Source organism: Anaerosphaera aminiphila DSM 21120 (assembly GCF_900129925.1).
In the GTDB taxonomy this organism is placed as follows: domain Bacteria; phylum Bacillota; class Clostridia; order Tissierellales; family Peptoniphilaceae; genus Anaerosphaera; species Anaerosphaera aminiphila.
The window spans coordinates 98230-122354 of the sequence record NZ_FQXI01000005.1; the positions used below are offsets into that span (position 1 = coordinate 98230).

Consider the following 24125-nt stretch of genomic DNA (forward strand, 5'->3'; position numbering starts at 1 on the left):
CTAGACTATCCTTATTTTATATACTTACTTCCCTCTCTTATGCTTAAAGGGTTCATATTGTCTTTATATTTTTCTATAAAATCTAAAACCCACTTCTCATTTGTCTTACTATACTGTCTAAGCGCCCATCCAATTGCCTTATTTATAAAAAATTCACTTTGCCCTAAATTATTTATAATTATTTTTTCTAAAAGTTCAGTGTCTGTTTTTCCTTTTCGTAACAATTGGTGGTCAATGGATATTCTTCTCAGCCAAATATTCTCGTCTAAACTCCACTTTAATATTAATTCATTGTGTTCAGGATACATAGATGCCATTTCACCAACAATTGTATCTAAAAAATCTATAGTATCCCACCAAGATTTTTTAAGAATTAATTCTTTAATTCTATAAATATCATCAAATTTATAAAACTTTTCCATCATTTTAAGATAGTCATTGGCAATGTACTGAAATTCTCTATATTCATTTTCCCAGCAAAGTTCTACAAATCTCCAGTCTATCTCTTTCTTTGATTTAAGTTCTTTTAAAAAATCTTTGCTTAAATCCCTTCTATCTTTAGATTGAATTCCCAAAAATTCAAATTTATTTTGCATATACTTTGCCATTGGAATACTTTTTTCTTCATTTCTTTTTGAAGTGATATTATCAAAAAACTCTTTATATTTTTCTACATTATCAGTACCTTGCAATGTCAAATACACCCACTATCTTTTTACATTTTTTACATAGATATGCATTTTCTATTCTTGTTGTCCCTAAAACGAAATTATTTTTTCCAATTGGAACTCCACTAGTACGCACCTTTAAAGTAATGGTGTCCTCTTTAACTTCTTCCTCATTGTACCAATATACATATATGGTATCTGCAAATATTCCACCTTTTTCCATTTCACTATCACAAATTGGACACTTCATTTACTTCACCTTAATTTTCATAAACTATTTCACCTTTACATATTGTATAGTGAATTTTCCCAGGTAAAGTTTCTCCAATGAAAGGAGAGTTTTTAGATTTAGACTTAAATTCTTCTACTTTATAACTTTCCTCTGGATTAAATATTACTAAATCTGCAGGTCCACCTTCTGCAATATAGCCGGCTTTTAAATTGTATAACTCGGCAGGATTTATTGTCATTTTTCTTAACAAGTCCATTAAAGTTAGATGTCCCTTTTCAACTAGTTCTCTTATTCCAAGACCCAGTGAAGTTTCTAATCCAATTATTCCACTTGGAGCTTTAGAAAGTTCTACGGCTTTTTCCTCTTTTGTATGGGGAGCGTGATCTGTTGCAATTATTTCTATAGTGTTATCTTTTAATCCCTCAATAATCATATCTCTATCTCTTTTACTTCTAAGTGGAGGATTCATTTTTGCAAGTGTACCCTGTTTTAAAATAGCCTCATCTGTAAGTGTAAAGTGATGAGGTGTTACTTCTGCATATACATTTGCACCCATTTTTTTAGCCCAGCGTACAAGTTCAACACTGTTTCCAGAGGAGATGTGCTGAATGTCCACTTTAGCCCCTGTATATAGGGCAAGATTTACGTCTCTTGCAACTAATACATCTTCTGCAATACTAGGACTGCCATATATTCCCAATTCTTCTGAAACGCTTCCATGATTGATTCCATTGTTTACTATTAAACTTGGGTCTTCTTCATGAAAACTTATTGGCACATCAAGGTGAACTGCTCTATTCATGGCCTCTAATATAACTTTTGTATTTCTGTCCGGTATTCCATCATCAGAAAATCCAATAGCACCTGATTTTGTCATTTCTTCCATATCCACTAAATTTTCACCGTCAAAGTTTTTTGTAAGCGTGCTTACGGTGTGCACATTTATTTTTAGTTTTTCTGCCTTCTTTAAAAATTCTTTTAAAATATCTACACTTTCAATTTTAGGATTTGTATTTGCCATACAAATAACACTTGTAAATCCTCCCGCTGCTGCCGATTCACTTCCTGTAGTAAGATCTTCCTTATGTGTAAATCCTGGGTCCCTAAAGTGAACGTGAATATCCACAAGTCCCGGAGCAACTATCATTTTATTTACATCCAGCCCATCTTCATCAAATTTGCCTATTTTTTCTATTATTCCATTATTTATTTTTATATCATAAATCCCATCTAAATTAGATTTTGGATCCATTATATGTGCATTTTTTATTATCATAATCCATCCCTCACTTTTAATATATTATAGTATAAAAAAGAGAAGATAAAAATATCTTCTCTTAAAATTTTTCTATAGTTGCCTTTTCAATTACAACAGGCTCTACAGGCTTATCTCTAAAATCCACGGCAACAGAAGCTATTTCATCTACAACTTCCATACCTTCAAAAACTTGCCCAAAAACACTGTGTTTGCCATCAAGCCAGTACGTTCCACCTAAATTTTCATATGCATTTACAACATCGTCTGAATAACCATTTTCCTCTCCAGCTGATCTCATATGGCGAATTATATCATCTTCTACAGGGCCCATTTGCACTATAAAAAATTGCGAACCATTAGTATTTGGTCCAGCATTTGCCATAGAAAGAGCTCCTCTAATATTTCTGTAATTTAAATCAAATTCATCTTCAAATTTACCTCCCCAAATACTTTCACCACCTGTTCCAGTACCTGTTGGATCTCCTCCTTGAAGCATAAAATTATCTATTACTCTATGAAATATTATCCCATCATAGTATCCCTTTTCAATTAAGCCCTTAAAATTTTCAACTGTCTTTGGTGCCGCTTCTTCAAAAAGTCTTATCTTTATATCTCCGTGATTTGTCTTTAAAATTGCAACTTCTTCACCTTTAATCGGTTCTTTTAACTGTTCTAACATGTTATCCTCCTATTTTTAAATATATTTTAAATAATCAAAATAATTTTGTATTCCAAACGACAAGTACATTATAATAAAAAATACTGTATGAAAAAAGACAAATAGTACAAAATCTTTAATATGCTCTTTTTCTTTAAAGTAACTAACTAACTTTTTAAAAAAAGAAAAAATATGAACTATGTCCCATGAATTAAATCTAATGGCCCTTCCCAGATAGACTCCAATTGAAACTAACAGTATAATAATGACTGCACTCGTCATTAATATTGTCTTTTCTCTTTTCAATAGAACATCAGGGTCAAATAAAATCAAATACAACAATTGAAATACAACTATGTTTAAAAGAGTATTTACAATTCCTGAAAGTGCAAATGATAAAACTGACACAATGTCATACCATACAGGGACCTCTTTTTCATCTACATTTCTATGAGTTAAATTTAGCTCTGTTATTAAATAACCAGAATTTGGAAGTAACAATATCCAAAATGCCATTCCTAAAATAAATATTATTACTGCAATATTTCCAATAAAATTAAGTTCTTTATAAACTGAAAGGCCCACTAATATATAAAAAATAATAACATTTACCACTAATAGTAAAAGTGGTAAAAGAGATAGTTTAAAGTTCCAAATCATCGGTTTAAACAATTTTACACCAAATAGCTTTGGACGCAGAACTATTGTGAGAAATGCAAATACATTTAATAATAATGCTGCAAAAATAATTGTACTCAAATTTATATAGCTCCTCTTAAAATATTATATCTTGTTTAAATTAAAATAACTTTAATATTTAAACTTTCAATTTACTTACTTGTTATATTGTTCAAAACATTTAAAATTCAATTTATAAAACCTTAAAAATATTATTTAAACACTTTTCTAATGTTTTATAAATCTATTTCTCTATTTTCATTACTTAAAATATATCTGTGAACATCTGCATTTAAATACTCTTTACTTAAGTTAGTTATAAAATCTAATGCTTCATTTAAAGCTTCCAACTTTTCGTCATTTAAAATTTCCATCATTAAAAAAGCATTTTTTGTGTCTTCTTCTATCATTGTCCTCTGTCCATCTCTCCAGTTAAAGCAACGACAAACTGCACCTGCATCATCTTTATAACACAGCTCTCCTTCGTAAGTAGGTTCATTTTTATCAGAACCTATTGCATAGAATTCATCTCCACCTTCTGTAACAGTGAGTTTCATATCTCCAACAAATTTATCTAAATCTTCAGCTCCTGCTGGAATTCCATACCTTAGTGATGCTGAATTATATATGTCCACAACTGCATTTATAGGACCAACTACATTTCCGGTTTCAACTCTTTTTAGCAGAGCTTCTATAGAGCATCTGGCTTTTTTCTTAGTTTTAAATTTTTTATACGCTTCTCTCCACTGACTAACTACTTCATTGTCACTAAATTTTGCCTTACCTAAATACTTTTCAGCTACAGTATTTGACTCAGTAAGTATTTTTTTTAAATCTGAAGGACTTTCACCATTTTTCAGATTCTTAATTAATAGTACGCTCAACTTTGCATCTGGGAATAAATCAAAAAAGCTGTCATCAGCTATAAATTTACTCATTTTACACCTCTTTTATATAATTTACATATATTAAATTATAACATATGAAATTATAAATTCCATTTTATTAAGTTAAACTATATTTTAATTCTATTAAATTACTTGTTTATAAATTACCAAGTGAATTAACTATTCCTAAAAATAATTTATAAACTTTCATACATATATTTTGTATCTTATTTGGTGTAGCCCATTCTAAATAAACAAAAAGTGTAGAAAATATATAATATACTCTCTACACTTTTATTTAAAAATTATTTATATATATATTCTCTTGTCCAAGGAAGTTCATCATTAATGCCCTTTGAAAATAATACTTGATGAATATCTATATTTCCCGATTTAAAAGATCCTGCACAGCCCTGCAAAAAAAGTCTCCACATTCTAATAAATCTTTCATCTTTTGTCTTTCTAATCTCATCTAAATTAGATTCAAAATTATCTGTCCACATTTCAAGGGTTCGGGCATAGTGTCTTCTCAAACTTTCTACGTCTAAAAGATGAAAGTCATTTTCAGCAACTTCAGTTATTATTTCCTTAATCCCCGGAACATATCCTCCTGGGAAAATGTATTTATTTAAAAATATATTATTTGCCCCATCGTTTGGCATAGTTATAGAGTGAGAAAGAGATATTCCTCCATCATTTAAAAGTTCATTTACTTTGGAAAAGTAGTCATTTAAATTTCCCTTTCCAACGTGTTCAAGCATTCCAATACTAACCACTCTGTCAAATTTTTCATTTTTTAAATCTCTATAGTCCATTAATTTTACAAAAACTCTATCTTCAAGCTTGTTTTCCTTTATCCTATCAAGAGTTTTTGTATACTGTTCATCACTAAGAGTAATACCGTAACTCTTAGCTCCATAGTCTCGTGCAGCTCTAATTATAAGCTCTCCCCAACCACATCCAATATCAAGTAATTTTTGATTAGGCTTAATATTTAATTTTTTAAGGATATGGTCTATTTTATTTTCCTGAGCCATTTCTAAAGTGTCGTTTTTATCCTTAAAATATGCACAGGAATAGGTCATTGATTTATCAAGCCACAACTTATAAAAATCATTTCCAATATCATAGTGATAGTGAGCATTTTCTCTACTGTCATGCTTATTGTTTTTTGACTTTATAATTTTTGAAAGTAGTTCGCTTTTTACTCTTATAAAACTGTCCTTATTTTTATATAAATCTACTATTAGCTCTTCAAGGCTTCCTTCAACTTCAATATCTCCGTCCATATACGCCTCAGCAAGAGCAAGTGTTGGATCTTTGTTCAATAGTTCATCTGATATGCTCTTATTGAATTTTACAGTGTATTTTGGCTCTTCACCATTGTAGCTAATTTCTTCTCCATCCCAAAAAATAACTTTAACAGGTTCTTTAAAAGAATCTCGAAAAATTTTCTTTAGTGCAGTCTTTAAAATAGTCATTTTACCGCCCCCATATTTTCTTCATACATTAACTTTTATAGAACATTTAATTTAAAAAGCAACATTTAATAATACAAATAAGTAATATTTTATAGTACCTAAACTAAGCTCTATTAATCAAAATAATAGCTGGATTTTTTCATATAGTGCATATAGAGCACTCCAAATCTATACCTGTATTTCGGCTGCCAAGGTTTTGCACTTCCACAGAAATGTAATATTGCAGTGTTTTGCATAACCCACATTGTATCCATTTCTCCGCCACTTTTAACATAGTAAGTATTGTAATTTCTAGCATCATAATTCCAAATGGCATCTTCAATTTCCATAATATGTGAACCATAGAGTCCATTTAAAACATCTTGATCCGGAAGTACTAACTCCACTTTATGCTCTTTTACATATTTAAACATGTTATTAGAAGAAGTCCTTTTTCTAGCAAGATTTAAATCAATTAATAATACACCTGAATTAAAATATTTATGGTCTGTTCCCAAGCGTATTTTATTTACTTCATCTGATAATCCCGTAGCTCCAGTATGAGAAGCTGCAGCATAAAATTTTCCATTTAAATCCAGTTCCCAAAGTTCACGAACTGGATTTATAACCAGTACATCTGGATCTAAATAAATAACTCTTTTTACAGATTTCGGCAAAATATGTTGAGCTAACAGACGATAGTACATCTCATAAGTGTATCTTCCAACTGTGTAGTCAAACTTAAAATCTTCTTCATTTACTTTTACACTGTGAAGTTCCATATTTAAAGCTTTTAAATTTTTATCTAATGAATCTAATTTTTCTTTTGATATGTGACTATACATAATCCATATACGAAACTTTTCACCCGGGTTGTTAAAAAAAAGAGAAGTTAACATTACTTTAAGTGGAGGTAAATAATTTTCATCTAATGCTACTAAAATATCAATATTTTCCATTGAAAATCTCTCCTTCTGTTATAATATCTAAAATATATTGAAATTTTAAAACTCTTTTTTTATTATATCCCTATTAAGGTCAAGTTCCAAGTCTATACCACTATTTGGATTACTGTAGTTGAGCTTCAAATTTAATATTTTATTAAAAATACACTTTTAAAAGTAAGCTTCAATTTTAAAAGTGTATTTAATTCTACTATATTAAATTATTTAAATAGACCTCACATATTATCCAGCTCATCCTCTACATAAGAGTCGAATAGACCTACATTGTGCAGTATTTTCTTTACTTGGTGAATTGCCTTTTTTTGTTCTATATAACTTTTAACTTTGCTATTTTTACCTTCATCAAGTTTTTCTAAAGTTTTATCTAAGTCTATTATTGTATTTCCTATTTCTTTTAAATTTTCACTTTCAAAATCTTTTAAATCTTCTAGGTTTAAAACTTCATCGTAGATATGGTCATCTTCCAAATCCTCTATTTTGTTACATTTTTTAACTATCTTTTTAATTTCATGAATTGCCTTTTCCTGTTCTATAAAGTGTTTTACTCTTCCCTCTGATTCCTCTAAATCTTCAAAAGTTTTATCAAGTTTAATTAGAGTATCCGCAATTTCATTTAAAGTCTTTGCTTCTTTTTCTTCGTAATTTGACATACTACCATCTCCTTATTTGTTGTCAATCACTCTATTAATATTTATACCCTTAAATCTGCAGTTACTCATAATTCTTTTAATTATTTTAAAATAGAGAAGTAAGCCACAATAGCTACTTCTCTATTTTTTAATTCTATTTCTAATAATTAACAATCTCCTTGGTCAGTTATAATAACAGGACCGTCTTTGGTAATTGCCAACTGGTGCTCATACTGAGCTGATAAAGAACCGTCTTTAGTTCTGGCTGTCCACCCGTTGTCGTCAATTGTCAGTTCATATTCACCCATGTTAATCATCGGCTCTATAGTAAATACCATTCCTTCAACTATTCTAAGTCCTCTTCCCGGTTTTCCAAAGTGCATCACTTGTGGGTCTTCATGCATATTTTTTCCTATTCCATGTCCTACAAAATCTCTAACTACAGAATATCCCTTTGACTCTGCAAAGCTTTGAATTGCATGTCCTATATCTCCAAGTCTATTTCCTATTTTAGCTTGTTCAATCCCAAGGTACATTGCCTTTTTTGTATTTTCTAAAAGGTCATGAGCCTCTTTTGAAACTTCTCCAACTTCATAACTCCAAGCTGAATCTGCAAGCCATCCATCTACATTTACTACCATGTCCACAGTTATAATGTCTCCATCTTTTAAAACATATTCACCAGGAAATCCATGACATATTTCATCGTTTACTGAGGCACAAATGGAGTAAGGATAACCTTCATATCCCTTTTGTTCCGGATATGCTCCTCTTTCTGTTAAATACTCCTCCACAAATCTATCTAACTCTATTGTCTTTATGCCAGGCTTTATTTTATTTCTAAGTTCATGGTGAACACCTGATAAAACTTTACCTGCTGCTATCATCTTTTGAATTTCTTCTTCAGTTTTTATTACTACCATTTCTCATGCTCCTTAATAATATCACATAAATCAGGGTCGTTTTTAGCCCAATCTACAACATCTTCATTTAAATCTATAGCACGTTTTAAATCTACTATAGCACTTTTTCTGTCACCTAAGTTTACCTTAGAACAAGCTCTATTATAGTACAAATTTACACTTTTAGCATTGTAGTGTATTCCCTCTGTAAGTATTTCAACTGCACTTCTATAATCTCTCTTTTCAATATAAGCTGCTGACATATTTAAATATATATAGGAATCCTTTGATTCTTCAAGAGCTTCTTTATAATAACTTAAAGCCTTATTTATATTACCCATTCTTCCAAAAATTACTCCCATATTAAAAAGTGCTCTGAAATAATTGGGATTTATTTCCAAACTCTTTTCAAAAAAGAATTTAGCCTTTTCATATTCTTTAAGTTCCTCATATATTGCACCCATATCATTGTAAGATATGTAATCCATATCATCAAGCTCTACACATTTAGAAAAAAGTTCCAGAGCTTTTTGTTTTTCTCCTACTCTGTCATATGCCAATGCCAAATAATAGTATGCTCTATCATAGTTTGCATCGTATTTTATTGCAAGCTCATAGTATTTAATAGTGTCTTTTATATCTCCTTTTAAGAAGTCATTACACAGTGCTAAGCCGTAGTAAGCACCACTTCTCAAACTATCTATATTTAATATTTTTAAATAAATTTCTCTAGCTAAACTATATTTCTCAAATATTAAATATATATCTGCCATTTCAAAAAGTACATCTATCTTCTGTTCTCCACTACTTGCAAATTTTAAAGCTTTTTCAAAAGAATCAAAAGCTTTTGTATATTCTTCAACAGCCAAAAAATCATTGGCTATTATTATATAGTTATAGTATTTCTTTGATGCCTCCAATTTTTATCCAAACCGCCCTTCCAAATAGATATTATAGCAAATAATTGAAATTGTCACACAATAATAGTTTAAAATAACAATGATTTCAATTTTTAATAAATCCATTTATTGACTAAATTAAAAATTTAAGTTAATCTTTTATTATATAATTTATTTAGTTAGGAGAATTTTATGAAGAAAAAACTATTTAGTTTATTATTGTTATTTACATTGTTACTTGGAATTTCACAACCTACAAATGCTCAAGAGCCAATTAAAATTTGGTTAAATGGAGAATATTTAAAAACTGACGTTGAACCCTATATTGAAAATAATCGCACCTTAGTTCCCGTTAGAGTAATCTCTGAGAACTTTGGATATGAAGTGCTTTGGGACGAAAATTCACAAAAAATAACTATACAAGATGCTGAAGTTCATTTAGAGTTAACTATTGGAATAACTATCGCCAAGGGCAAGTCCATTGACAATAAAACTCTACTTTTAAATTTAGATGAACCTGCTCAAATTAAAAACAATCGAACTTTCGTACCTATTAGATTTATTGCAGAACAATTTGGTGTAAATGTAGATTGGGATGGAGAAAATAGAACTGTAGTAATTGGAGACGGCTACACAAAGCCAACTAAATAAAACTTAGAAGCTTCCCTTATTTAACTATTTAAGTAGGGGAAACTTTTTATACTAAACTTAGAACTGGAGAGTATTAACTTGAGACGTTTTTTATCTTTTAACGATTATTTTAAAAATAAATTTAATGGAAAAGTTGTAAAACTTTCACTAGATGCTGGAAATTCCTGTCCCAATAGAGATGGAACTCTAAGTTTTAAGGGCTGTATTTTTTGTTCAGAAAGTGGCAGTGGCGACTTTGCCGGAAGTAGATTTAAAAGTATAGATGAACAAATTGAAGATCAAAAAAAATTACTGTCTAAAAAATGGAATAGTAATAAGTACATTGCATATTTTCAAAATTTCACTAATACTTATGGCAATATAGAAGAGCTATCTGCTTTATATAACTACGTCATAGATAGAGATGATATAGTTGGTCTTTCCATTGCTACAAGGGCAGACTGTCTAAGTGATAAAGTTTTAAAAATGCTAATTGATTTAAACAAAAAGACATTTTTATGGGTGGAACTTGGACTTCAAACAACTAATGAAGATACTATCTCACTTATTAACAGAGGATATTCACACTATAGCTTTAATGAAAATATTAAAGTTTTAAAAGAGCATGACATAAAATTTTTGACTCACGTGATATTTGGACTTCCCTATGAAAATAAACAGGATATGATTAACACCATTGAATATGTAAAGGATATTCACCCCTTTGGTGTTAAAATCCACTCCCTATATATTCAAAAAAATAGTCCTCTATATAAATATTATTTAGAAAACAACTTTCCTCTTTTAGAAAAAAATGAGTATGTTAAGCTAGTTTGTGATGCTATAGATATGCTTCCAAAAGATATTGTCATTCACAGATTAACTGGAGACCCTGACAAAAAAAAGCTAGTTGCTCCAATATGGTGCGCTGACAAATTATCTGTCATATCTTCAATAGACAAAGAACTTAAAAACAGGTGGAACGTACTTAAATAGAACTGACTTCTAAACAACCGGACTTTTAGTCCGTATATTTTAGAAGTCAGTTTAAATTTTAAGCTTTTATTTTTAATGCCCTCATTGAATTTATTACAGCTATTATAGTAACTCCCACGTCGGCAAATACAGCTGCCCACATAGTTGCCATTCCAAAGGCTCCAAGTATTAATATTAAAACTTTTATTCCCAGTGCAAAGATAATATTTTGATATATTATTTTTTTAGTTTCACTAGATATTTTTATTCCCTGAGAAATTTTAGAAATTTCATCTGTCATTAGAACAATATCTGAAGCTTCTATGGCGTAGTCTGAACCAATGGCTCCCATTGCTATACCAACATCTGCCAATGCAAGTACCGGTGCATCATTTACACCATCACCTACAAATGCAACTTTTTTCTTTGCATTTTTTAAAACATCTTCAAGTTTACTTACCTTCTCAGCAGGAAGTAATCCGCCAAAGTAATTTTTAATTCCAACTTTTTTAGCTACTTCCGATACGTTTTTTTCAGTGTCTCCTGAGAGCATAGTCAATGTGATACCCTTGTTTTCAAGTTCTCTTAAGTCCACTTCAATATTTTCTTTTAATTTGTCAGAAACTATAATTTCTCCTAAATACTCATCATCTTTTGCCACATACACTCTAACTCCCAGTGAGTCATTTGTTAAAGGCATTTCTATATTATTTTCAGTTAAAAGTTTTTTATTTCCAACTAAAATCAAACTTCCATTTAATTTATAGCTTACACCTTTGCCTGCCACTTCAAGAAAATCTAAAATTTCTGCACTTGTATCTAAATTGTGAGCTCCACTTGCTATTGCTCTTGCAATTGGATGCGTTGAATTTTTTTCACCTATTGCTGCCAATCTTAAGAGCTCATCTTCTGAAATACTTGATGCCGTGTTAATTTCCGCTACCTTAAAGACACCTTCTGTTATAGTTCCAGTCTTATCAAATACAATGTCGCTTAGTTCTGAAAGTGCTTCTAAATAATTTCCACCTTTTACAAAGATACCCGCCTTAGATGCTGAACCTATTCCTGCAAACATTCCTAGAGGAACTGATATTACAAGTGCACAAGGACAAGATATTACTAAAAAAGTACACGCTCTAAAAAGAGCTTCTTTAAATTCCAATATGCCAAATATTGGAGGAATTGTTGTAATTATTACAGCTAATAAAACAACTATTGGAGTGTACACTTTAGCAAACTTTGTAATAAATTTTTCAATTGGTGCCTTTCTAGTATTTGCATTTTCAACTAAATCTACAATTTTTGAAATTGTCGTATTGTCGTAAGTGCTCTCTACTCTTACTTTTAATAGAGCTTCTTTATTCACACAACCGGAAATTATTTTCATTCCCTCTTCAATATACTGTGGAATTGACTCTCCTGTTATTGCCGAAGTATCTACTAATCCTCCTCCACTTAACACAACTCCATCTAGAGGAACTTTTTCACCAGGTTTTACAAAAATAATATCTCCAAGTTTAACTTCCTGAGGATCCACTGCTACTACTTCATCTCCAATTAATAAATTGGCATAGTCAGGTTTTAATGAAAGGGCCTCTGAAATAGAATTTCTGGATTTTTCAAGTGCAATGTCTTCAAACATTTCTCCTATTTGATAAAATAGCATTACAGCAACTGCCTCCGGATACTCTCCTACTACAATTGCCCCTATAGATGCAATACTCATTAGAAATTCTTCATCAAATATTTCTCCACTTAATATATTTGTAACCGCACTTTTTAATACGTCAAATCCAACAATTAAATAAAGTGCTAGATATATTACAATTTTTATATTGTTATCTATATTTAAATTTATATTTACTACGAGTAAAGCCAGTATAGCCACAAATTTAATAATTTCATTTTTGTGCTTTGCAATATTAAAATTCTTGTTTTTCTTCTCTTCAAGAGTTTCTCTAACTTCTACACCCGGTTCAAACTTTCTTACTATATCATCAACAGATTTAAAAACCATTTCTCTATCTGTTCCCGGAACTAGTGAAATATTATATTTTTCAGTGGAAAAATCAAAGTTAGCATCATCTACTCCTTGAAGTTTCTTGGTTTCACTTTCAATTTTTTGAGCACAATTGGCACATGTTAAGCCCTTTAAAAAAATAGTGTATTCATCGTAAATTTTAATGTCGTGATTGTGACCGATATGTTTTAAGTGATTCGAGACACCGCTTAGTACATCTGAGCCCGAAAGTGAATTTTCAGACTCTAAAATTATGTCATCTCCTGTACTATAAATTTTTAAAAGTCCAAGGATTTTATCTTTATGTTTTATTAAATCATTTTTACACACCGGACAATCTAGTCCTTTAATTAAATATTTCATAATTATTCTCCTATACATTATGTAATTAAACCTTAATCATATGTTTATATGATTACTTATTCATATCTTAATTAAAGTATATGCCCATATGCTCATTTTGTCAAGAGAAAATAAAAAGCCTCCAACTTTTTAAGATTGAAGGCTTTCATTTCCAATATTACATTTTAAATTTTCCTATTTCTAAATAGTTTTCTTCGTCTTTTAAGCTTAACTCCCACTTCCCATACATCCCTATAGATTTTGCCATCTCTTCAAAATAAAACATTACAACACCTATATCCACAAGGGCGTGATTGTCATTTTCAGATTTCACCATATATAAGTACACATACTCATCTCTTATTACAAATCTCCAAGGTTGAAGATTTTTATAACTAGGAGCAAATCTAACTGAAGAAAATATATTAAACAGTCCTCTACTGTATAATTCATCTATACTAACTTTTTGACCAACTTCTTTGGAAAAAACTATTTCCTGCACTTCAAGCCTAGAGCTAAACGCCTCAGGAACTAATGGTTTTTTACCTACGGGATATCCAAAAGCAACTATATATTTTACTTTATCTCCACTTTCCCCAAATAGTTCACTTCTAACCTTACTATCGACTTCATCTACCGTTATCCAGCATGTAGCTAAATTTAAATTTGTAATTTGTGTATTTAATTTTTCAAGATAATATCCCACATCTAAAAGTGTTTCTCTATCGTCATTTTCAGCTATAAACGCCACATAGTGAGGGGCTTTTATCATAACTCCACCATATCCAGCTTTGCCAATAAGTCCATTGTAAATTTTTAGCCCATCTTCATATATTTCATAATTTACATCTTCTTTTTCATCATTTATTTTTGAAATATAAGATTTAATTGTAGTCATAAATTGACTTGGAATTGCATCATCTTTAAACTCTCTAACTGAACGTCTTTTTTGTAAAAAACTGGTCATAACCATAATATTTTCCCCCTAAAATTTATTTTGAAAGTATAAGCTAAGAAATGGATATAGCTTATAGTGAACAATCAAACTTGAAACAATGCCAATAATAATTCCTGCAAGAACATCAGTAGGATAGTGCACCGCTAAATATATTCTTGAAACAGCTACTAATATGGCAACAAACATAATTAATAAAGAAAATGCCGGAAAGTTTAAGGCAATTATAGTACAAACTGAAAAACTCGCCGCCGAGTGCCCTGATGGAAAAGAATAATCCCTTAAATCTATACCATATGTATTTAAATTTTCTAATATCCAATAAGGTCGATTTCTAGAAAAAGTTCTCTTCAATATTTGAACTACAATCGTAGAAACTCCTAAAGCAAGGGCTATTTCAATACCTAAACTTCTCATATTATTTCCGAGCAGTATCAATACTATGACAAGACCAATTAGAAAAAATGGTCCTCCCAAATTTGTAATATAATAAAATAAAAAGCTAAAAAACTTATTATTCATTTTTTTATTTATTAAATTAATAAATAAATTGTCAAATAACTTAAATGGATTTTTCATACACTACCTCTATGTAGAATTATATAACAATAATTTACTTTTATAAAGGAATCTGCAAACTATTTTTATCATTATAACATTTCATTATTTAAAATCAATTGAAATTTATAAGTTTAATCTATAGAATGTCTATGGAGGAATTTTAAATGAACCTTACCAATGAACAATTAAACACGATTAACCATATAAATGGACCGGCTTTAGTATTAGCTGTCCCCGGAGCTGGAAAGACAACTATGCTCATATATCGAACTATGAACTTAATTAAATCAGGAGTAGACCCAAGTAAAATTTTAACTATTACTTTTTCAAAAGCATCTGCACTAGATATGCAAAAAAGATTTAAAGCTCTATTCCCCACATTTAATAGACCACTTAAGTTCTCCACAATTCATGCTTTTTGCTATCAAATTATTCTTGAGTATTCAAGGCTCAGAGGAAAAAAATACACTCTTATAGAAGATAGCTCCACTGGAAAATATGAACTTTTAAAGAGAATATACTATGAAGTAAATTCAAAAAATGTAACTGAAGAAAAGCTTGAAATAATAATCAGTCAAATTTCCTATCACAAAAATTCTCTTACTAATCCCAAGGATTCAAAAAATGAAATACCTAATTTTTGTGAAATATTTAATATTTATGAGGACTACAAGGAAAAAAGAGGCTTAATAGATTTTGACGACATGGTTATTTTAGCTTTAAAAATACTTAAAGCTGATCAATACATTAGGACTAAGTTTAAGTCAAAGTTCGAATACTTTCAAATTGACGAAGGGCAAGATACTTCTATTTCTCAATTTCAAATAGTTGACTACCTCTGCTCACCTAACAATAATTTATTTATTGTAGCTGATGACGATCAATCTATATATAGTTTTAGAGGCGCTGACCCCGCTTACCTGTTGAACTTGAAAAAAGTTTACAAAGATCTTAAATTATACTATTTGCAAAATAATTTTCGATCAACTAAAAATATAGTAAACACTTCTAACTTGTTTATAAGTAATAATACATCAAGATTTAAAAAAAATATATCTACAACTAACAGCTATAAAGAGCCTGTAAATATTATTATTTTAGAAAATAATGACGAGGAATATGAATTTATCTACAAAAAAACTCAAGATGACCCTTCAAAAACTTATGCGGTCATATATAGAAATAACCTCTGTGCCTTAGGTCTGGTAGAATACTTAGAGAGAAGAAATATTACATTCAACATTAAAGACAACAACATGAAATTCTTTAATCACTTTGTCTTAAAGGATATTTTAAATATAATTAAATTTTCTGAGGATACATCTGATATTAATACTTTTTCTACTTTTTACTATAAAATAAAGGGCTATATTTCCAAGAAACACATTAGCTACTTAAAAACTCACAGTGGAAAAAATGTGTTGCGAGTTCTATTAACCTATCCCGGGCTTCCCAGTTACTATAAAGACAACATTGCAAGCTTAATTTCAAATTTTAAAACACTAAGCCAACTGTCTATTTACAAAAAAATAGACTATATACTGGATACTCTTGAATATGACGAATATTTAAAAGACAGTGCAAATAAATTTGGATTTAACTATAAGTCCCTTAGAGAATACAGCCACTATTTAAAATATATAGCAAAAGATGAAAACACTTTTGAAGGACTACTTGGAAGATTAAAGCACTTGGAGTTTTTGATGAAAGTTCCTAAAAATTCACAGTCCAATATTGCCCTTTCCACAATTCACTCCATTAAAGGTCTTGAATTTGACAGTGTCTTTGTTATTGACTTAGTTGAAGGCGTACTGCCCTCAAACAAGTCTCTTGAAAATGACAACTCACTTCTTGAAGAAGAACGGCGCCTTTTTTATGTTGCAATGACCAGAGCTAAAGAAGACTTGTATTTAATCTACCCTAAAGTACACAACGGCGAGAATTCAGAAATGAGTCGATTTTTAATAGAACTATCCAAATATTAAAATACTAGAGGATTACTCTAGTATTTTTTCATAGGCAAATCTCTTTCCCTCAACATCTAAATAAACTATTCCACAATACTTATAGTTAATAGAAGTTAAAAAGTTCTGCATTTTAATATTGTCTTCATGAGTGTCTATTTTTATACTTTTAATGTTGTCAGCTTTTGCCATGTTCTCACCTTCCAAAAACATTTTCTTTGCATATCCCCTATTCTTCTTTGTAGAAAAAGTTGCAACTTTATGAATTGAATAGTATTCCCCATTAGTAATCCAACTTCCACTATAGATTTTGTCATATTGTGGATCATGACCTCCAATTCTCACAGTGGAAACCAATTCTCCGTCTTCTAATATGTATATATCCGAAAGATTTTCAATTATTTCTCTATATTTTGGCTGTTCATCTTCTTGCCACTGATTTACCTCATCTCTTTTTAAACTTTCTGAGCCATCTAAGTACATTTTATAAATAATATCTGCATCTTTAATTTCTGCTTTTCTAAATTTCATAGCATCCTCCTAAGTATATTCTACATATATAAAGTAAATATTCAATATGCTATAATTTAAAATGGTGATTTTAATGAAATATGAAAATATTCAAGAGGCCATATTTTTAAATAGGCCAAATAGATTTATAGCAATGTGTTTAATAAACGGAATTGAAGAAAAAGTATACGTTCCAAATACAGGTAGGTGTAGGGAACTTTTTATAAGCGGAAGTAAAGTATATGTATCTAAGTCAGAGAACCCTGACAGAGTTACGAAATACACATTGACCTCTGTATACAAAAAGGACACACTTATAAATATTGACTCTCAAGCTCCAAATGCAGTTGTAGAAGAAGCCTTAAAAAACAAGCAAATATTTACAAATTATGACTTTTCAAAAATTGTAAGAGAAAAAACTTTTAATAAAAGTCGCTTTGATATCTACTATGAGTCTGTAAAAGACTCCGAACTAGTTAAGGGATTTATTGAGGTTAAAGGCGTTACTCTTGAAAAAGACAACATTGCCTATTTCCCTGACGCTCCCACTATTAGAGGTTTAAAGCACATAAGAGAACTTCAATTGGCGAAAGAAGAGGGCTACAATGCCCATATAGTATTTTTAATTCAAATGAAGGGTATTAAATATTTTTTACCCAACGTTGAAATGCAACCTGACTTTGGACATGAATTAAATATGGCACAGAAAAACGGCGTTGATATAAGGTGCTTTGACTGCAATGTTAAAAGTGATGAAATCACATTGGACAGTCCCGTTTTATTAGGTGATTTAAGCTCTTTTTAACACTAGATAGACTCTCATGTCAAATTCATTTAAAAACTCTTCTATAGCCTCTTTGGCAACTTCTAAAGCCTCTTCATAGGGGTACCCATAGATCCCTGAGGATATAAGTGGAAAAGCTATAGAACTTATATTGCTTTTCCTTGCAAGTTCAAGAGAATTAATATAGCAACTGTATAGAAGTTCCCTCTCTCCACTTTTCCCTCCTCTGTATACTGGCCCCACTGTATGTATAATGTACTTTGCTTTTAAATTATATCCCTTAGTAATTACTGCCTCTCCTGTTTTACAGTATCCAATACTATTGCACTCCTCTTGAAGTTGCTTTTCTCCTGCTGCCCTAAATATAGCTCCGCAAACTCCTCCACCCATTTTAAGTTCACTGTTAGCTGCATTTACAATACACTCACATGAAAGGCTTAAAATGTCCCCTTCTATAATATTTAACACATTTGCACACCTCAATTTTAATAATTTATTTTAAAGTTTGTACTTTTAATTTTTGACTACTAATAGTATATTACATATAATAAACAAAGAAAAATAATAAAATATTAATAAGGGGAAGATTATTTTGACAAAGTTATATATAAATACAGAGCGAATTTATCTAATGTCTCCTACTGCACATTTTGCCATATCAGCAAATATAAATTTTTCATTTAATGAAGATGATTTTAATCGTTCTATTGAAAAACTTGTTAGCAACAATCCTTCCCTATCATCAACTGTCCAATTTGAAAGTGATGGCAGAGCTTATTTTCTTTTAAATTCTGCCAAAAAAATTCCTATATCAAATACAAATGTAAATATCGCAGAAATTATTAAAAGAGAAGATAAAATACCCTTCTCCTTAAATACTGATAGTTTAATTAGAATATTTACAAATATTCACACTGAAAACTTTGATGTATTATTTTATGTTCACCATCTTTTGTGTGATGGAAAATCCCTACTCTTACTCTTAAATGAGTTTATAAAAATCTATGCTGGTGAAAATACTCATTCTACATTTTTGAGACTGATAAATAATAGCTCTGACTTTCCAAAGAACAGTAAACCCAATATGTTTCAAAATCACAATTTAGATAAAATCAGCAGCCTTTGGAAAAATACATCTAAAGAATTTTCCATACCAAATTATTTAAACCTATTTAACAGCTACCACCAAAAAATACACACTGAGCTTTGTGTTTTGAATTTTAATGAAATAGAAACTCAAATACTACATAAAAATTCCACAATCAATAAAGTTACCATAAGTTCTGCAGTTATATCCGCACTTTTAGTTGCAACAGAAGAATTAAACGAAAAAATAAAGCACAGAAAAATTTCTGTATCTATAGACATTAGAAGAGATTTAAATTTTAATGCTGAGGACTTAATTGGAAATTATATTTCTATTATCTCCTTTAAATATCGCAAAAAATATCCCCTTTGGGAGGATGCTAAAAATATAAATGCAATGATTAAACAAAAACTTGAAAGTTCTAAAGCTAAATTTTTATTTCTACATATTTATGACAGGCTAGACCACTCACTAATTGATTCAATATATTTTAATACCTATGGAACTTTAAATAATTTTGCTGCAAAAAAAGTTGCCCTAGCTATGAATCACTCTAAAAAAGGTAGACAAATTACAATTGCAAATCTTGGTCCAATAGAAAATATTCACATAAACTCTATTAACTTCTTTCCCGCACCTCAAGCTCAATATGAACATATAGTTGGGATTGTTACACTAAATAAAAAAACAAGTATTTCTATTAGAGCAAACGGTAGTTCCCCTAACTTAAATTTACTTAAAGAAGATTCTGAAAAGTTAAAAAAACTACTTTTAAGTTCTTAAAATTTTGCAAATAAAAAAGATCATCTGACTAATCAAATGATCTTTTTTTGGTGCCCAGAGCCGGAATCGAACCAGCGACACGAGGATTTTCAGTCCTCTGCTCTACCGACTGAGCTATCTGGGCAAATGGTGGGCCTTCAGGGACTCGAACCCCAGACCTACCGGTTATGAGCCGGGCGCTCTAACCAACTGAGCTAAAGGCCCTCACCATTGGCGGAGAAAGAGGGATTTGAACCCTCGCGACCCTTACGAGCCCTACTCCCTTAGCAGGGGAGCCTCTTCAGCCTCTTGAGTATTTCTCCAATTACTTTTCGGCTAAGTTGTGACTCTTAGTGCAAATCACTTTTTCTATTATAGTGGATTAAAATATTAATGTCAAGCGATAAAATTATAATATTTATAAATTTTTTAGTATTATTTATTTTGTCTTACTACTTTTGCCGGAGCCCCTACTACTGTAACATTTTCAGGAACGTCACTTAATACAATTGAACCTGCACCAACTTTAGAGTTATTTCCAATTTTTATATCTCCCAGTATAATTGAGTCTGCTCCAATGGTTACATTATTCCCAACTGTTGGATGTCTTTTTACATTTTTTTCATTTCCCGTTCCCCCAAGAGTAACTCCATGGTACATCAATACATTATCTCCTACAATGGCAGTCTCACCTATTACAACTCCCATGCCATGGTCTATAAATAAATTTTCTCCTAGCGTAGCTCCCGGATGTATTTCAATGCCGGTTTTTTTTCTGGACCTTTGTGAGATAAATCTCGCAATAAATTTGTGGTCTTTTTTATAAAAATAATTTGCCAATCTGTGAGATATTCTAGCTCTAATAATTGGATATAGTAACAACGCCTCATAAACTGACTTACAAGCCGGATCTTTTTCATATATATTTTTTGCCTCTCTAATTAGCCAGTTCATAATTAATCCTCATATGGATACAAATCCGTACTTAAATATCTCTCTCCTGTATCAGGAAGTACTGTTACAACCACTTTGCCCCTGCCTAATTTTTTGGCATATTCCAGTGCTGCAAATACATTGGCACCTGAAGATATTCCTGCCAGTATTCCCTCTTTTTTTGCTAAGTTTCTAGATGTCTCATAGGCATCTTCATCGCTCACATCATATATTTCATCAACGTATTTATCATTATAAGTCTTAGGTATGAAATTAGCTGCAATTCCCTGTATTTTATGAGCTCCCGGATTTCCCTTTAACACTTGTGCAGTCTTAGGTTCCACTGCTACAATATTTATGTTTTCTATTTCTTCCTTTAGTTTTTTCCCAATTCCTGAAATTGTTCCTCCTGTTCCAACTCCTGCGACAAAAACATCTATATCCTTAAGTTCATCTAATATTTCAACAGCTGTAGTTTTTTCATGAGCTAGCGGATTAGAAAAATTTCCAAATTGATTTAAAAGATAGTATCCCTTTTCTCTTACCAGTCTATTTGCTTCATCAACTGCACCTTGCATTCCAAGTTTTCCCGGTGTCAATACAATATCTGCCCCATAAGCTGCAAATAATTTTTTCCTTTCAACAGTCATAGAATCAGGCATTACAATTACAATATTAATTCCTAAAACTGCTCCTATCATAGACAATCCTACTCCCATATTTCCACTGGTAGACTCAACTATTGTATCTCCCTTTTTCACATCTCCATTTTCTATTGCATCTTTTACCATTTGATAGGCTGCCCTATCTTTAATAGATCCACTTGGATTTTTTGACTCAACTTTTACATATATATCTGCCATATCTTCACTTACTAAATTATTTAACTTTACTAGAGGTGTATTTCCTATTGTCTCTAAAATATTATTTTTTATCATTTCTTTCCTCCTAAACAAACTACTGTAGCCTTTTATAAATATTCTTAGCTACACATTTATAAATTTTATATTTAAATAAAACTTTAACAAAATAAAAAAAACCTCTCGCCTCATTCAAAGGCAAAAGGTTAACTTCGCGGTTCCACTTTGTTTGGGATAAATCCCATCTCATTTAGACTCAAACAAGTCCTAGCTCTATAACGTAAGCAAACGTATCATCTACTAAAATTTCGAATCAAAGCTCATTAGTGCACTTCAAATATATTTCCTCCAAACTTTTCTCACCACCAAAGTTTTCTCTGTAAGGTAAAACATAATCTACTTTACTAAATCACAGCAATTTAATTTATAATGAATTATAAACTCTATATTAATATTTGTCAATATTAATAATCTAAAATAGTTACAGATGAATCTAAAGAATAAATTACATCTTTGCGCTCAACAATAATTTTAATCTTTTCACTTAACTTTTCATTTGACTTTATACTTTCTAATAGAGCTTTATTTGGATTAATGGCAATTGGGTTACCCATCTTCTTTAACATAGACAAATCTCCTGTTGTATCCCCATAGGCATAGCTTTTCTTTAAGTCTATATCATATTCCTCTATTAATCCGGAAATAACGTTGTTCTTGCTGCTGCTGTCCCACATGGGAATTAGCTCACCTGTAAATTTTTCATCGCTGTCAACTTTATAAACACTACCTCTATAATCTGTAGCTTCATACTTAGCAGCTATTCTTGAAACTAAAAAGTCAGGACTTCCTGAGATAAAAAATATTAAGTGTCCCTTTTCTTTATGCCATTTAAGTCTCTCTCTAGAATATTTATAAACCTGATCGCCACTTGTCTTTATAACTTGATCAGCTATATAGTTTACAAACTTTCTATCTTCACCCTTTAAATTGTCCAAGTATATTGGTGCCAGAGTTTCAAGATACTCTTCATAATCTCCATATCTCTTTTTCCACTCCTCATATACTTTTTTTACATCTGTATACCATAAAGCTCTATCTATAACCTCATAGTCCATAAGCTTTTTAAAATGTTGAATTAATAGAGCTTCTCTATAAATCGTACCATCTATATCAAAAAATGCTCCTATTTTTTTCATAAACACCACCTCAATATTTAAATGTTTTAATATATTATTTTTTAAATTTAAATTATTTTTATTTTAAAGTTTTTTGATTAATTATACCTATACTCTTAATTTTTAATAAAGATAAGAAGATATAATCAATTTTATACCTCTTTTGTTTTAGCTATTATACCACTTAGTTCTTTTTCTTCAATAGTTTTTATATCAAACTCACTTTATACTATAAATATCTAATTAAATAATTAAAATTAAAATATTATTCTTATAATTACCTCATCTATTTTCTTATATACTTTTATAAAAATTTTTATAGCTAATGTTTCAACAATCTCGGCTACTAATTTTTATTTTGAAGAGTATATATATTTATTACATCATTTCAAGAGAGCTTTTAGTGTTAAATTTAAGTTTAAAGCAACAAAAGTAGAGTTACATACCATTTCAAATAAACTCTCTAAAAACAAGTTTAAATCATTTACCTCTAGTCGATTTTATTCTTTTATTTTAACAATTATATATGCTTTCTATTTTAGCACTAAATATTTTATCTTCTCAAAGTATATATTAACTAAAAAATATACAAAAAAAGTCTTACAATCACATTTTTGAAAATGTTTGTAAGACTTTATCTTGGTGCACCGTAAAGGATTCGAACCCTCGGCCTTCTGGTCCGTAGCCAGACGCTCTATCCAGCTGAGCTAACGGTGCATAAAAAAATGGAGCGGAAGACGAGATTCGAACTCGCGACCCTCGCCTTGGCAAGGCGATGCTCTACCACTGAGCCACTTCCGCATGATGTATTTATTAAATTTTCTTGGTGGAGGAGAGTGGATTCGAACCACTGAAAGCTAAGCTAACGGATTTACAGTCCGTCCCCTTTGGCCAACTTGGGTACTCCTCCCTATTTTGGAGCTGGTGAGAGGACTTGAACCCCCAACCTACTGATTACAAGTCAGTTGCTCTACCAATTGAGCCACACCAGCATGTAAATTCATATAAATTAAATTGTTTCGTCAATTTTTTTGGCGACCTGGATCGGGCTCGAACCGACGACCTCCAGCGTGACAGGCTGGCATTCTAACCAACTGAACTACCAGGCCCCATATGTTTCTATGGTGGGCACAATAGGGCTCGAACCTATGACCCCCTGCTTGTAAGGCAGGTGCTCTCCCAACTGAGCTATGCGCCCTTATTTTCTAAGGTAAATTAAGTATATTCACTTTTCAATTTTTCTTTATGTTTTTCTTGGTGACCCTGCCGGGAATCGAACCCGGGATACCACCGTGAAAGGGTGGTGTCTTAACCGCTTGACCACAGGGCCT

The 24125-nt window shown here is 30.8% G+C and carries 24 protein-coding genes, 10 tRNA genes and 1 other annotated feature; of the genes, 5 read left to right on the forward strand and 29 right to left on the reverse strand.

Going from position 1 to position 24125, the window contains the following annotated elements; translation table 11 throughout:
- Positions 1-11: 11 nt before the first annotated feature.
- From BUB47_RS04805 to BUB47_RS04855, 11 genes are all read right to left on the reverse strand, one after another.
- Positions 12-692, reverse strand: a complete 681-nt coding sequence (locus BUB47_RS04805) for a DNA alkylation repair protein (RefSeq protein ID WP_073184273.1) — start codon at positions 690-692, stop codon at positions 12-14.
- Positions 679-918: a PF20097 family protein gene (locus tag BUB47_RS04810; protein ID WP_073184275.1), complete on the reverse strand. Its 240-nt coding sequence runs from the start codon at positions 916-918 to the stop codon at positions 679-681. The genes BUB47_RS04805 and BUB47_RS04810 overlap by 14 nt, the downstream gene beginning before the upstream one ends.
- 10 nt (positions 919-928) lie before the next feature.
- On the reverse strand, positions 929-2176 hold the full coding sequence (locus BUB47_RS04815; RefSeq protein WP_073184276.1) for a dihydroorotase: 1248 nt from the start codon (positions 2174-2176) through the stop codon (positions 929-931).
- A gap of 61 nt (positions 2177-2237) precedes the next feature.
- Entirely contained in the window at positions 2238-2837 is a 600-nt protein-coding gene (locus BUB47_RS04820; protein WP_073184278.1) for a peptidylprolyl isomerase, read from the reverse strand.
- Positions 2838-2852: 15 nt separating this feature from the next.
- Positions 2853-3575: a DUF1361 domain-containing protein gene (locus BUB47_RS04825; RefSeq protein WP_073184280.1), complete on the reverse strand. Its 723-nt coding sequence runs from the start codon at positions 3573-3575 to the stop codon at positions 2853-2855.
- A 155-nt stretch (positions 3576-3730) separates the two neighbouring features.
- A complete protein-coding gene (locus BUB47_RS04830; RefSeq protein ID WP_073184281.1) occupies positions 3731-4432 on the reverse strand; it encodes a B3/B4 domain-containing protein in 702 nt (233 codons plus the stop codon).
- Positions 4433-4686: 254 nt separating this feature from the next.
- On the reverse strand, positions 4687-5862 hold the full coding sequence (locus BUB47_RS04835) for an SAM-dependent methyltransferase (RefSeq protein ID WP_073184283.1): 1176 nt from the start codon (positions 5860-5862) through the stop codon (positions 4687-4689).
- A gap of 113 nt (positions 5863-5975) precedes the next feature.
- Positions 5976-6800, reverse strand: coding sequence for a glycosyltransferase family 8 protein (locus BUB47_RS04840; protein ID WP_073184284.1), 825 nt, complete (start codon positions 6798-6800; stop codon positions 5976-5978).
- Positions 6801-7021: 221 nt separating this feature from the next.
- Entirely contained in the window at positions 7022-7456 is a 435-nt protein-coding gene (locus BUB47_RS04845) for a hypothetical protein (RefSeq protein ID WP_073184286.1), read from the reverse strand.
- Positions 7457-7602: 146 nt separating this feature from the next.
- Complete coding sequence (gene map / locus BUB47_RS04850) at positions 7603-8358, reverse strand: type I methionyl aminopeptidase (RefSeq protein WP_073184288.1); 756 nt, start codon at positions 8356-8358, stop codon at positions 7603-7605.
- On the reverse strand, positions 8352-9257 hold the full coding sequence (locus tag BUB47_RS04855; RefSeq protein WP_073184289.1) for a tetratricopeptide repeat protein: 906 nt from the start codon (positions 9255-9257) through the stop codon (positions 8352-8354). The genes map and BUB47_RS04855 overlap by 7 nt, the downstream gene beginning before the upstream one ends.
- A gap of 171 nt (positions 9258-9428) precedes the next feature.
- On the opposite strand from BUB47_RS04855, the gene BUB47_RS04860 reads away from it, so the two are divergent.
- Positions 9429-9887: a copper amine oxidase N-terminal domain-containing protein gene (locus tag BUB47_RS04860; protein WP_073184291.1), complete on the forward strand. Its 459-nt coding sequence runs from the start codon at positions 9429-9431 to the stop codon at positions 9885-9887.
- A gap of 78 nt (positions 9888-9965) precedes the next feature.
- Entirely contained in the window at positions 9966-10862 is an 897-nt protein-coding gene (locus tag BUB47_RS04865; protein ID WP_073184292.1) for a tRNA modification radical SAM protein MnmL/YtqA, read from the forward strand.
- Between the two features lie 58 nt (positions 10863-10920).
- Here BUB47_RS04865 and BUB47_RS04870 read toward each other — a convergent pair whose 3' ends face one another.
- From BUB47_RS04870 to BUB47_RS04880, 3 genes are all read right to left on the reverse strand, one after another.
- Entirely contained in the window at positions 10921-13224 is a 2304-nt protein-coding gene (locus tag BUB47_RS04870; RefSeq protein WP_073184294.1) for a heavy metal translocating P-type ATPase, read from the reverse strand.
- Positions 13225-13381: 157 nt separating this feature from the next.
- Positions 13382-14176 carry a nitroreductase family protein gene (locus tag BUB47_RS04875; RefSeq protein ID WP_073184295.1) on the reverse strand — a complete coding sequence of 265 codons (795 nt, stop codon included), beginning with the start codon at positions 14174-14176 and terminating at the stop codon, positions 13382-13384.
- A gap of 12 nt (positions 14177-14188) precedes the next feature.
- The gene (locus BUB47_RS04880) at positions 14189-14737 is read right to left on the reverse strand and encodes a phosphatase PAP2 family protein (RefSeq protein WP_073184297.1); all 549 of its coding nucleotides are present in this window, start codon (positions 14735-14737) and stop codon (positions 14189-14191) included.
- Between the two features lie 146 nt (positions 14738-14883).
- Here BUB47_RS04880 and BUB47_RS04885 point away from each other — a divergent pair, with 146 nt between their 5' ends.
- A complete protein-coding gene (locus tag BUB47_RS04885) occupies positions 14884-16704 on the forward strand; it encodes an ATP-dependent helicase (protein ID WP_073184299.1) in 1821 nt (606 codons plus the stop codon).
- A gap of 12 nt (positions 16705-16716) precedes the next feature.
- Here BUB47_RS04885 and BUB47_RS04890 read toward each other — a convergent pair whose 3' ends face one another.
- Positions 16717-17214 (reverse strand): GNAT family N-acetyltransferase, encoded by a 498-nt coding sequence (locus BUB47_RS04890; RefSeq protein WP_073184301.1) that lies wholly within the window; start codon positions 17212-17214, stop codon positions 16717-16719.
- A gap of 73 nt (positions 17215-17287) precedes the next feature.
- On the opposite strand from BUB47_RS04890, the gene sfsA reads away from it, so the two are divergent.
- The gene (gene sfsA, locus BUB47_RS04895; RefSeq protein ID WP_073184302.1) at positions 17288-17998 is read left to right on the forward strand and encodes a DNA/RNA nuclease SfsA; all 711 of its coding nucleotides are present in this window, start codon (positions 17288-17290) and stop codon (positions 17996-17998) included.
- Here the strand turns inward: sfsA and BUB47_RS04900 are convergent.
- On the reverse strand, positions 17984-18445 hold the full coding sequence (locus BUB47_RS04900; protein ID WP_073184304.1) for a macro domain-containing protein: 462 nt from the start codon (positions 18443-18445) through the stop codon (positions 17984-17986). The genes sfsA and BUB47_RS04900 overlap by 15 nt on opposite strands.
- Positions 18446-18569: 124 nt before the next feature.
- On the opposite strand from BUB47_RS04900, the gene BUB47_RS04905 reads away from it, so the two are divergent.
- The gene (locus BUB47_RS04905) at positions 18570-19847 is read left to right on the forward strand and encodes a condensation domain-containing protein (protein WP_073184306.1); all 1278 of its coding nucleotides are present in this window, start codon (positions 18570-18572) and stop codon (positions 19845-19847) included.
- A gap of 48 nt (positions 19848-19895) precedes the next feature.
- On the opposite strand, the gene BUB47_RS04910 is transcribed toward BUB47_RS04905, so the two are convergent.
- The 13 genes from BUB47_RS04910 to BUB47_RS04970 form a co-directional block, all read right to left on the reverse strand.
- Positions 19896-19971 (reverse strand) — tRNA-Phe (locus BUB47_RS04910).
- Positions 19972-19974: 3 nt separating this feature from the next.
- Positions 19975-20051: transfer RNA gene (locus BUB47_RS04915), tRNA-Ile, on the reverse strand.
- Positions 20052-20058: 7 nt separating this feature from the next.
- Positions 20059-20149 (reverse strand) — tRNA-Ser (locus BUB47_RS04920).
- Positions 20150-20261: 112 nt separating this feature from the next.
- On the reverse strand, positions 20262-20780 hold the full coding sequence (gene epsC / locus BUB47_RS04925) for a serine O-acetyltransferase EpsC (RefSeq protein ID WP_073184307.1): 519 nt from the start codon (positions 20778-20780) through the stop codon (positions 20262-20264).
- A gap of 2 nt (positions 20781-20782) precedes the next feature.
- A complete protein-coding gene (gene cysK / locus BUB47_RS04930; protein ID WP_073184309.1) occupies positions 20783-21697 on the reverse strand; it encodes a cysteine synthase A in 915 nt (304 codons plus the stop codon).
- A gap of 113 nt (positions 21698-21810) precedes the next feature.
- Positions 21811-22041, reverse strand: a binding site (T-box leader).
- Positions 22042-22083: 42 nt separating this feature from the next.
- A complete protein-coding gene (locus BUB47_RS04935) occupies positions 22084-22815 on the reverse strand; it encodes an HAD family hydrolase (protein ID WP_073184310.1) in 732 nt (243 codons plus the stop codon).
- A 619-nt stretch (positions 22816-23434) separates the two neighbouring features.
- Positions 23435-23511 (reverse strand) — tRNA-Arg (locus BUB47_RS04940).
- A 9-nt stretch (positions 23512-23520) separates the two neighbouring features.
- Positions 23521-23595: transfer RNA gene (locus BUB47_RS04945), tRNA-Gly, on the reverse strand.
- Positions 23596-23618: 23 nt separating this feature from the next.
- Positions 23619-23704, reverse strand: a tRNA-Tyr gene (locus tag BUB47_RS04950).
- A 6-nt stretch (positions 23705-23710) separates the two neighbouring features.
- A tRNA-Thr gene (locus BUB47_RS04955) sits at positions 23711-23786 on the reverse strand.
- A 40-nt stretch (positions 23787-23826) separates the two neighbouring features.
- A tRNA-Asp gene (locus BUB47_RS04960) sits at positions 23827-23903 on the reverse strand.
- Between the two features lie 13 nt (positions 23904-23916).
- A tRNA-Val gene (locus tag BUB47_RS04965) sits at positions 23917-23992 on the reverse strand.
- A gap of 57 nt (positions 23993-24049) precedes the next feature.
- Positions 24050-24124: transfer RNA gene (locus BUB47_RS04970), tRNA-Glu, on the reverse strand.
- Between the last annotated feature and the right edge of the window lies 1 nt (position 24125).

Bases quoted from the DNA above. Each gene is read 5' to 3' on its own strand.
- BUB47_RS04810 (WP_073184275.1), bottom strand. From the start codon at position 918: ATGAAGTGTCCAATTTGTGATAGTGAAATGGAAAAAGGTGGAATATTT.
- BUB47_RS04815 (WP_073184276.1), bottom strand. From the start codon at position 2,176: ATGATAATAAAAAATGCACATATAATGGATCCAAAATCTAATTTAGAT.
- BUB47_RS04820 (WP_073184278.1), bottom strand. From the start codon at position 2,837: ATGTTAGAACAGTTAAAAGAACCGATTAAAGGTGAAGAAGTTGCAATT.
- BUB47_RS04830 (WP_073184281.1), bottom strand. From the start codon at position 4,432: ATGAGTAAATTTATAGCTGATGACAGCTTTTTTGATTTATTCCCAGAT.
- BUB47_RS04835 (WP_073184283.1), bottom strand. From the start codon at position 5,862: ATGACTATTTTAAAGACTGCACTAAAGAAAATTTTTCGAGATTCTTTT.
- BUB47_RS04840 (WP_073184284.1), bottom strand. From the start codon at position 6,800: ATGGAAAATATTGATATTTTAGTAGCATTAGATGAAAATTATTTACCT.
- BUB47_RS04845 (WP_073184286.1), bottom strand. From the start codon at position 7,456: ATGTCAAATTACGAAGAAAAAGAAGCAAAGACTTTAAATGAAATTGCG.
- map (WP_073184288.1), bottom strand. From the start codon at position 8,358: ATGGTAGTAATAAAAACTGAAGAAGAAATTCAAAAGATGATAGCAGCA.
- BUB47_RS04860 (WP_073184291.1), top strand. From the start codon at position 9,429: ATGAAGAAAAAACTATTTAGTTTATTATTGTTATTTACATTGTTACTT.
- BUB47_RS04870 (WP_073184294.1), bottom strand. From the start codon at position 13,224: ATGAAATATTTAATTAAAGGACTAGATTGTCCGGTGTGTAAAAATGAT.
- BUB47_RS04875 (WP_073184295.1), bottom strand. From the start codon at position 14,176: ATGGTTATGACCAGTTTTTTACAAAAAAGACGTTCAGTTAGAGAGTTT.
- BUB47_RS04880 (WP_073184297.1), bottom strand. From the start codon at position 14,737: ATGAAAAATCCATTTAAGTTATTTGACAATTTATTTATTAATTTAATA.
- BUB47_RS04885 (WP_073184299.1), top strand. From the start codon at position 14,884: ATGAACCTTACCAATGAACAATTAAACACGATTAACCATATAAATGGA.
- BUB47_RS04890 (WP_073184301.1), bottom strand. From the start codon at position 17,214: ATGAAATTTAGAAAAGCAGAAATTAAAGATGCAGATATTATTTATAAA.
- sfsA (WP_073184302.1), top strand. From the start codon at position 17,288: ATGAAATATGAAAATATTCAAGAGGCCATATTTTTAAATAGGCCAAAT.
- epsC (WP_073184307.1), bottom strand. From the start codon at position 20,780: ATGAACTGGCTAATTAGAGAGGCAAAAAATATATATGAAAAAGATCCG.
- cysK (WP_073184309.1), bottom strand. From the start codon at position 21,697: ATGATAAAAAATAATATTTTAGAGACAATAGGAAATACACCTCTAGTA.
- BUB47_RS04935 (WP_073184310.1), bottom strand. From the start codon at position 22,815: ATGAAAAAAATAGGAGCATTTTTTGATATAGATGGTACGATTTATAGA.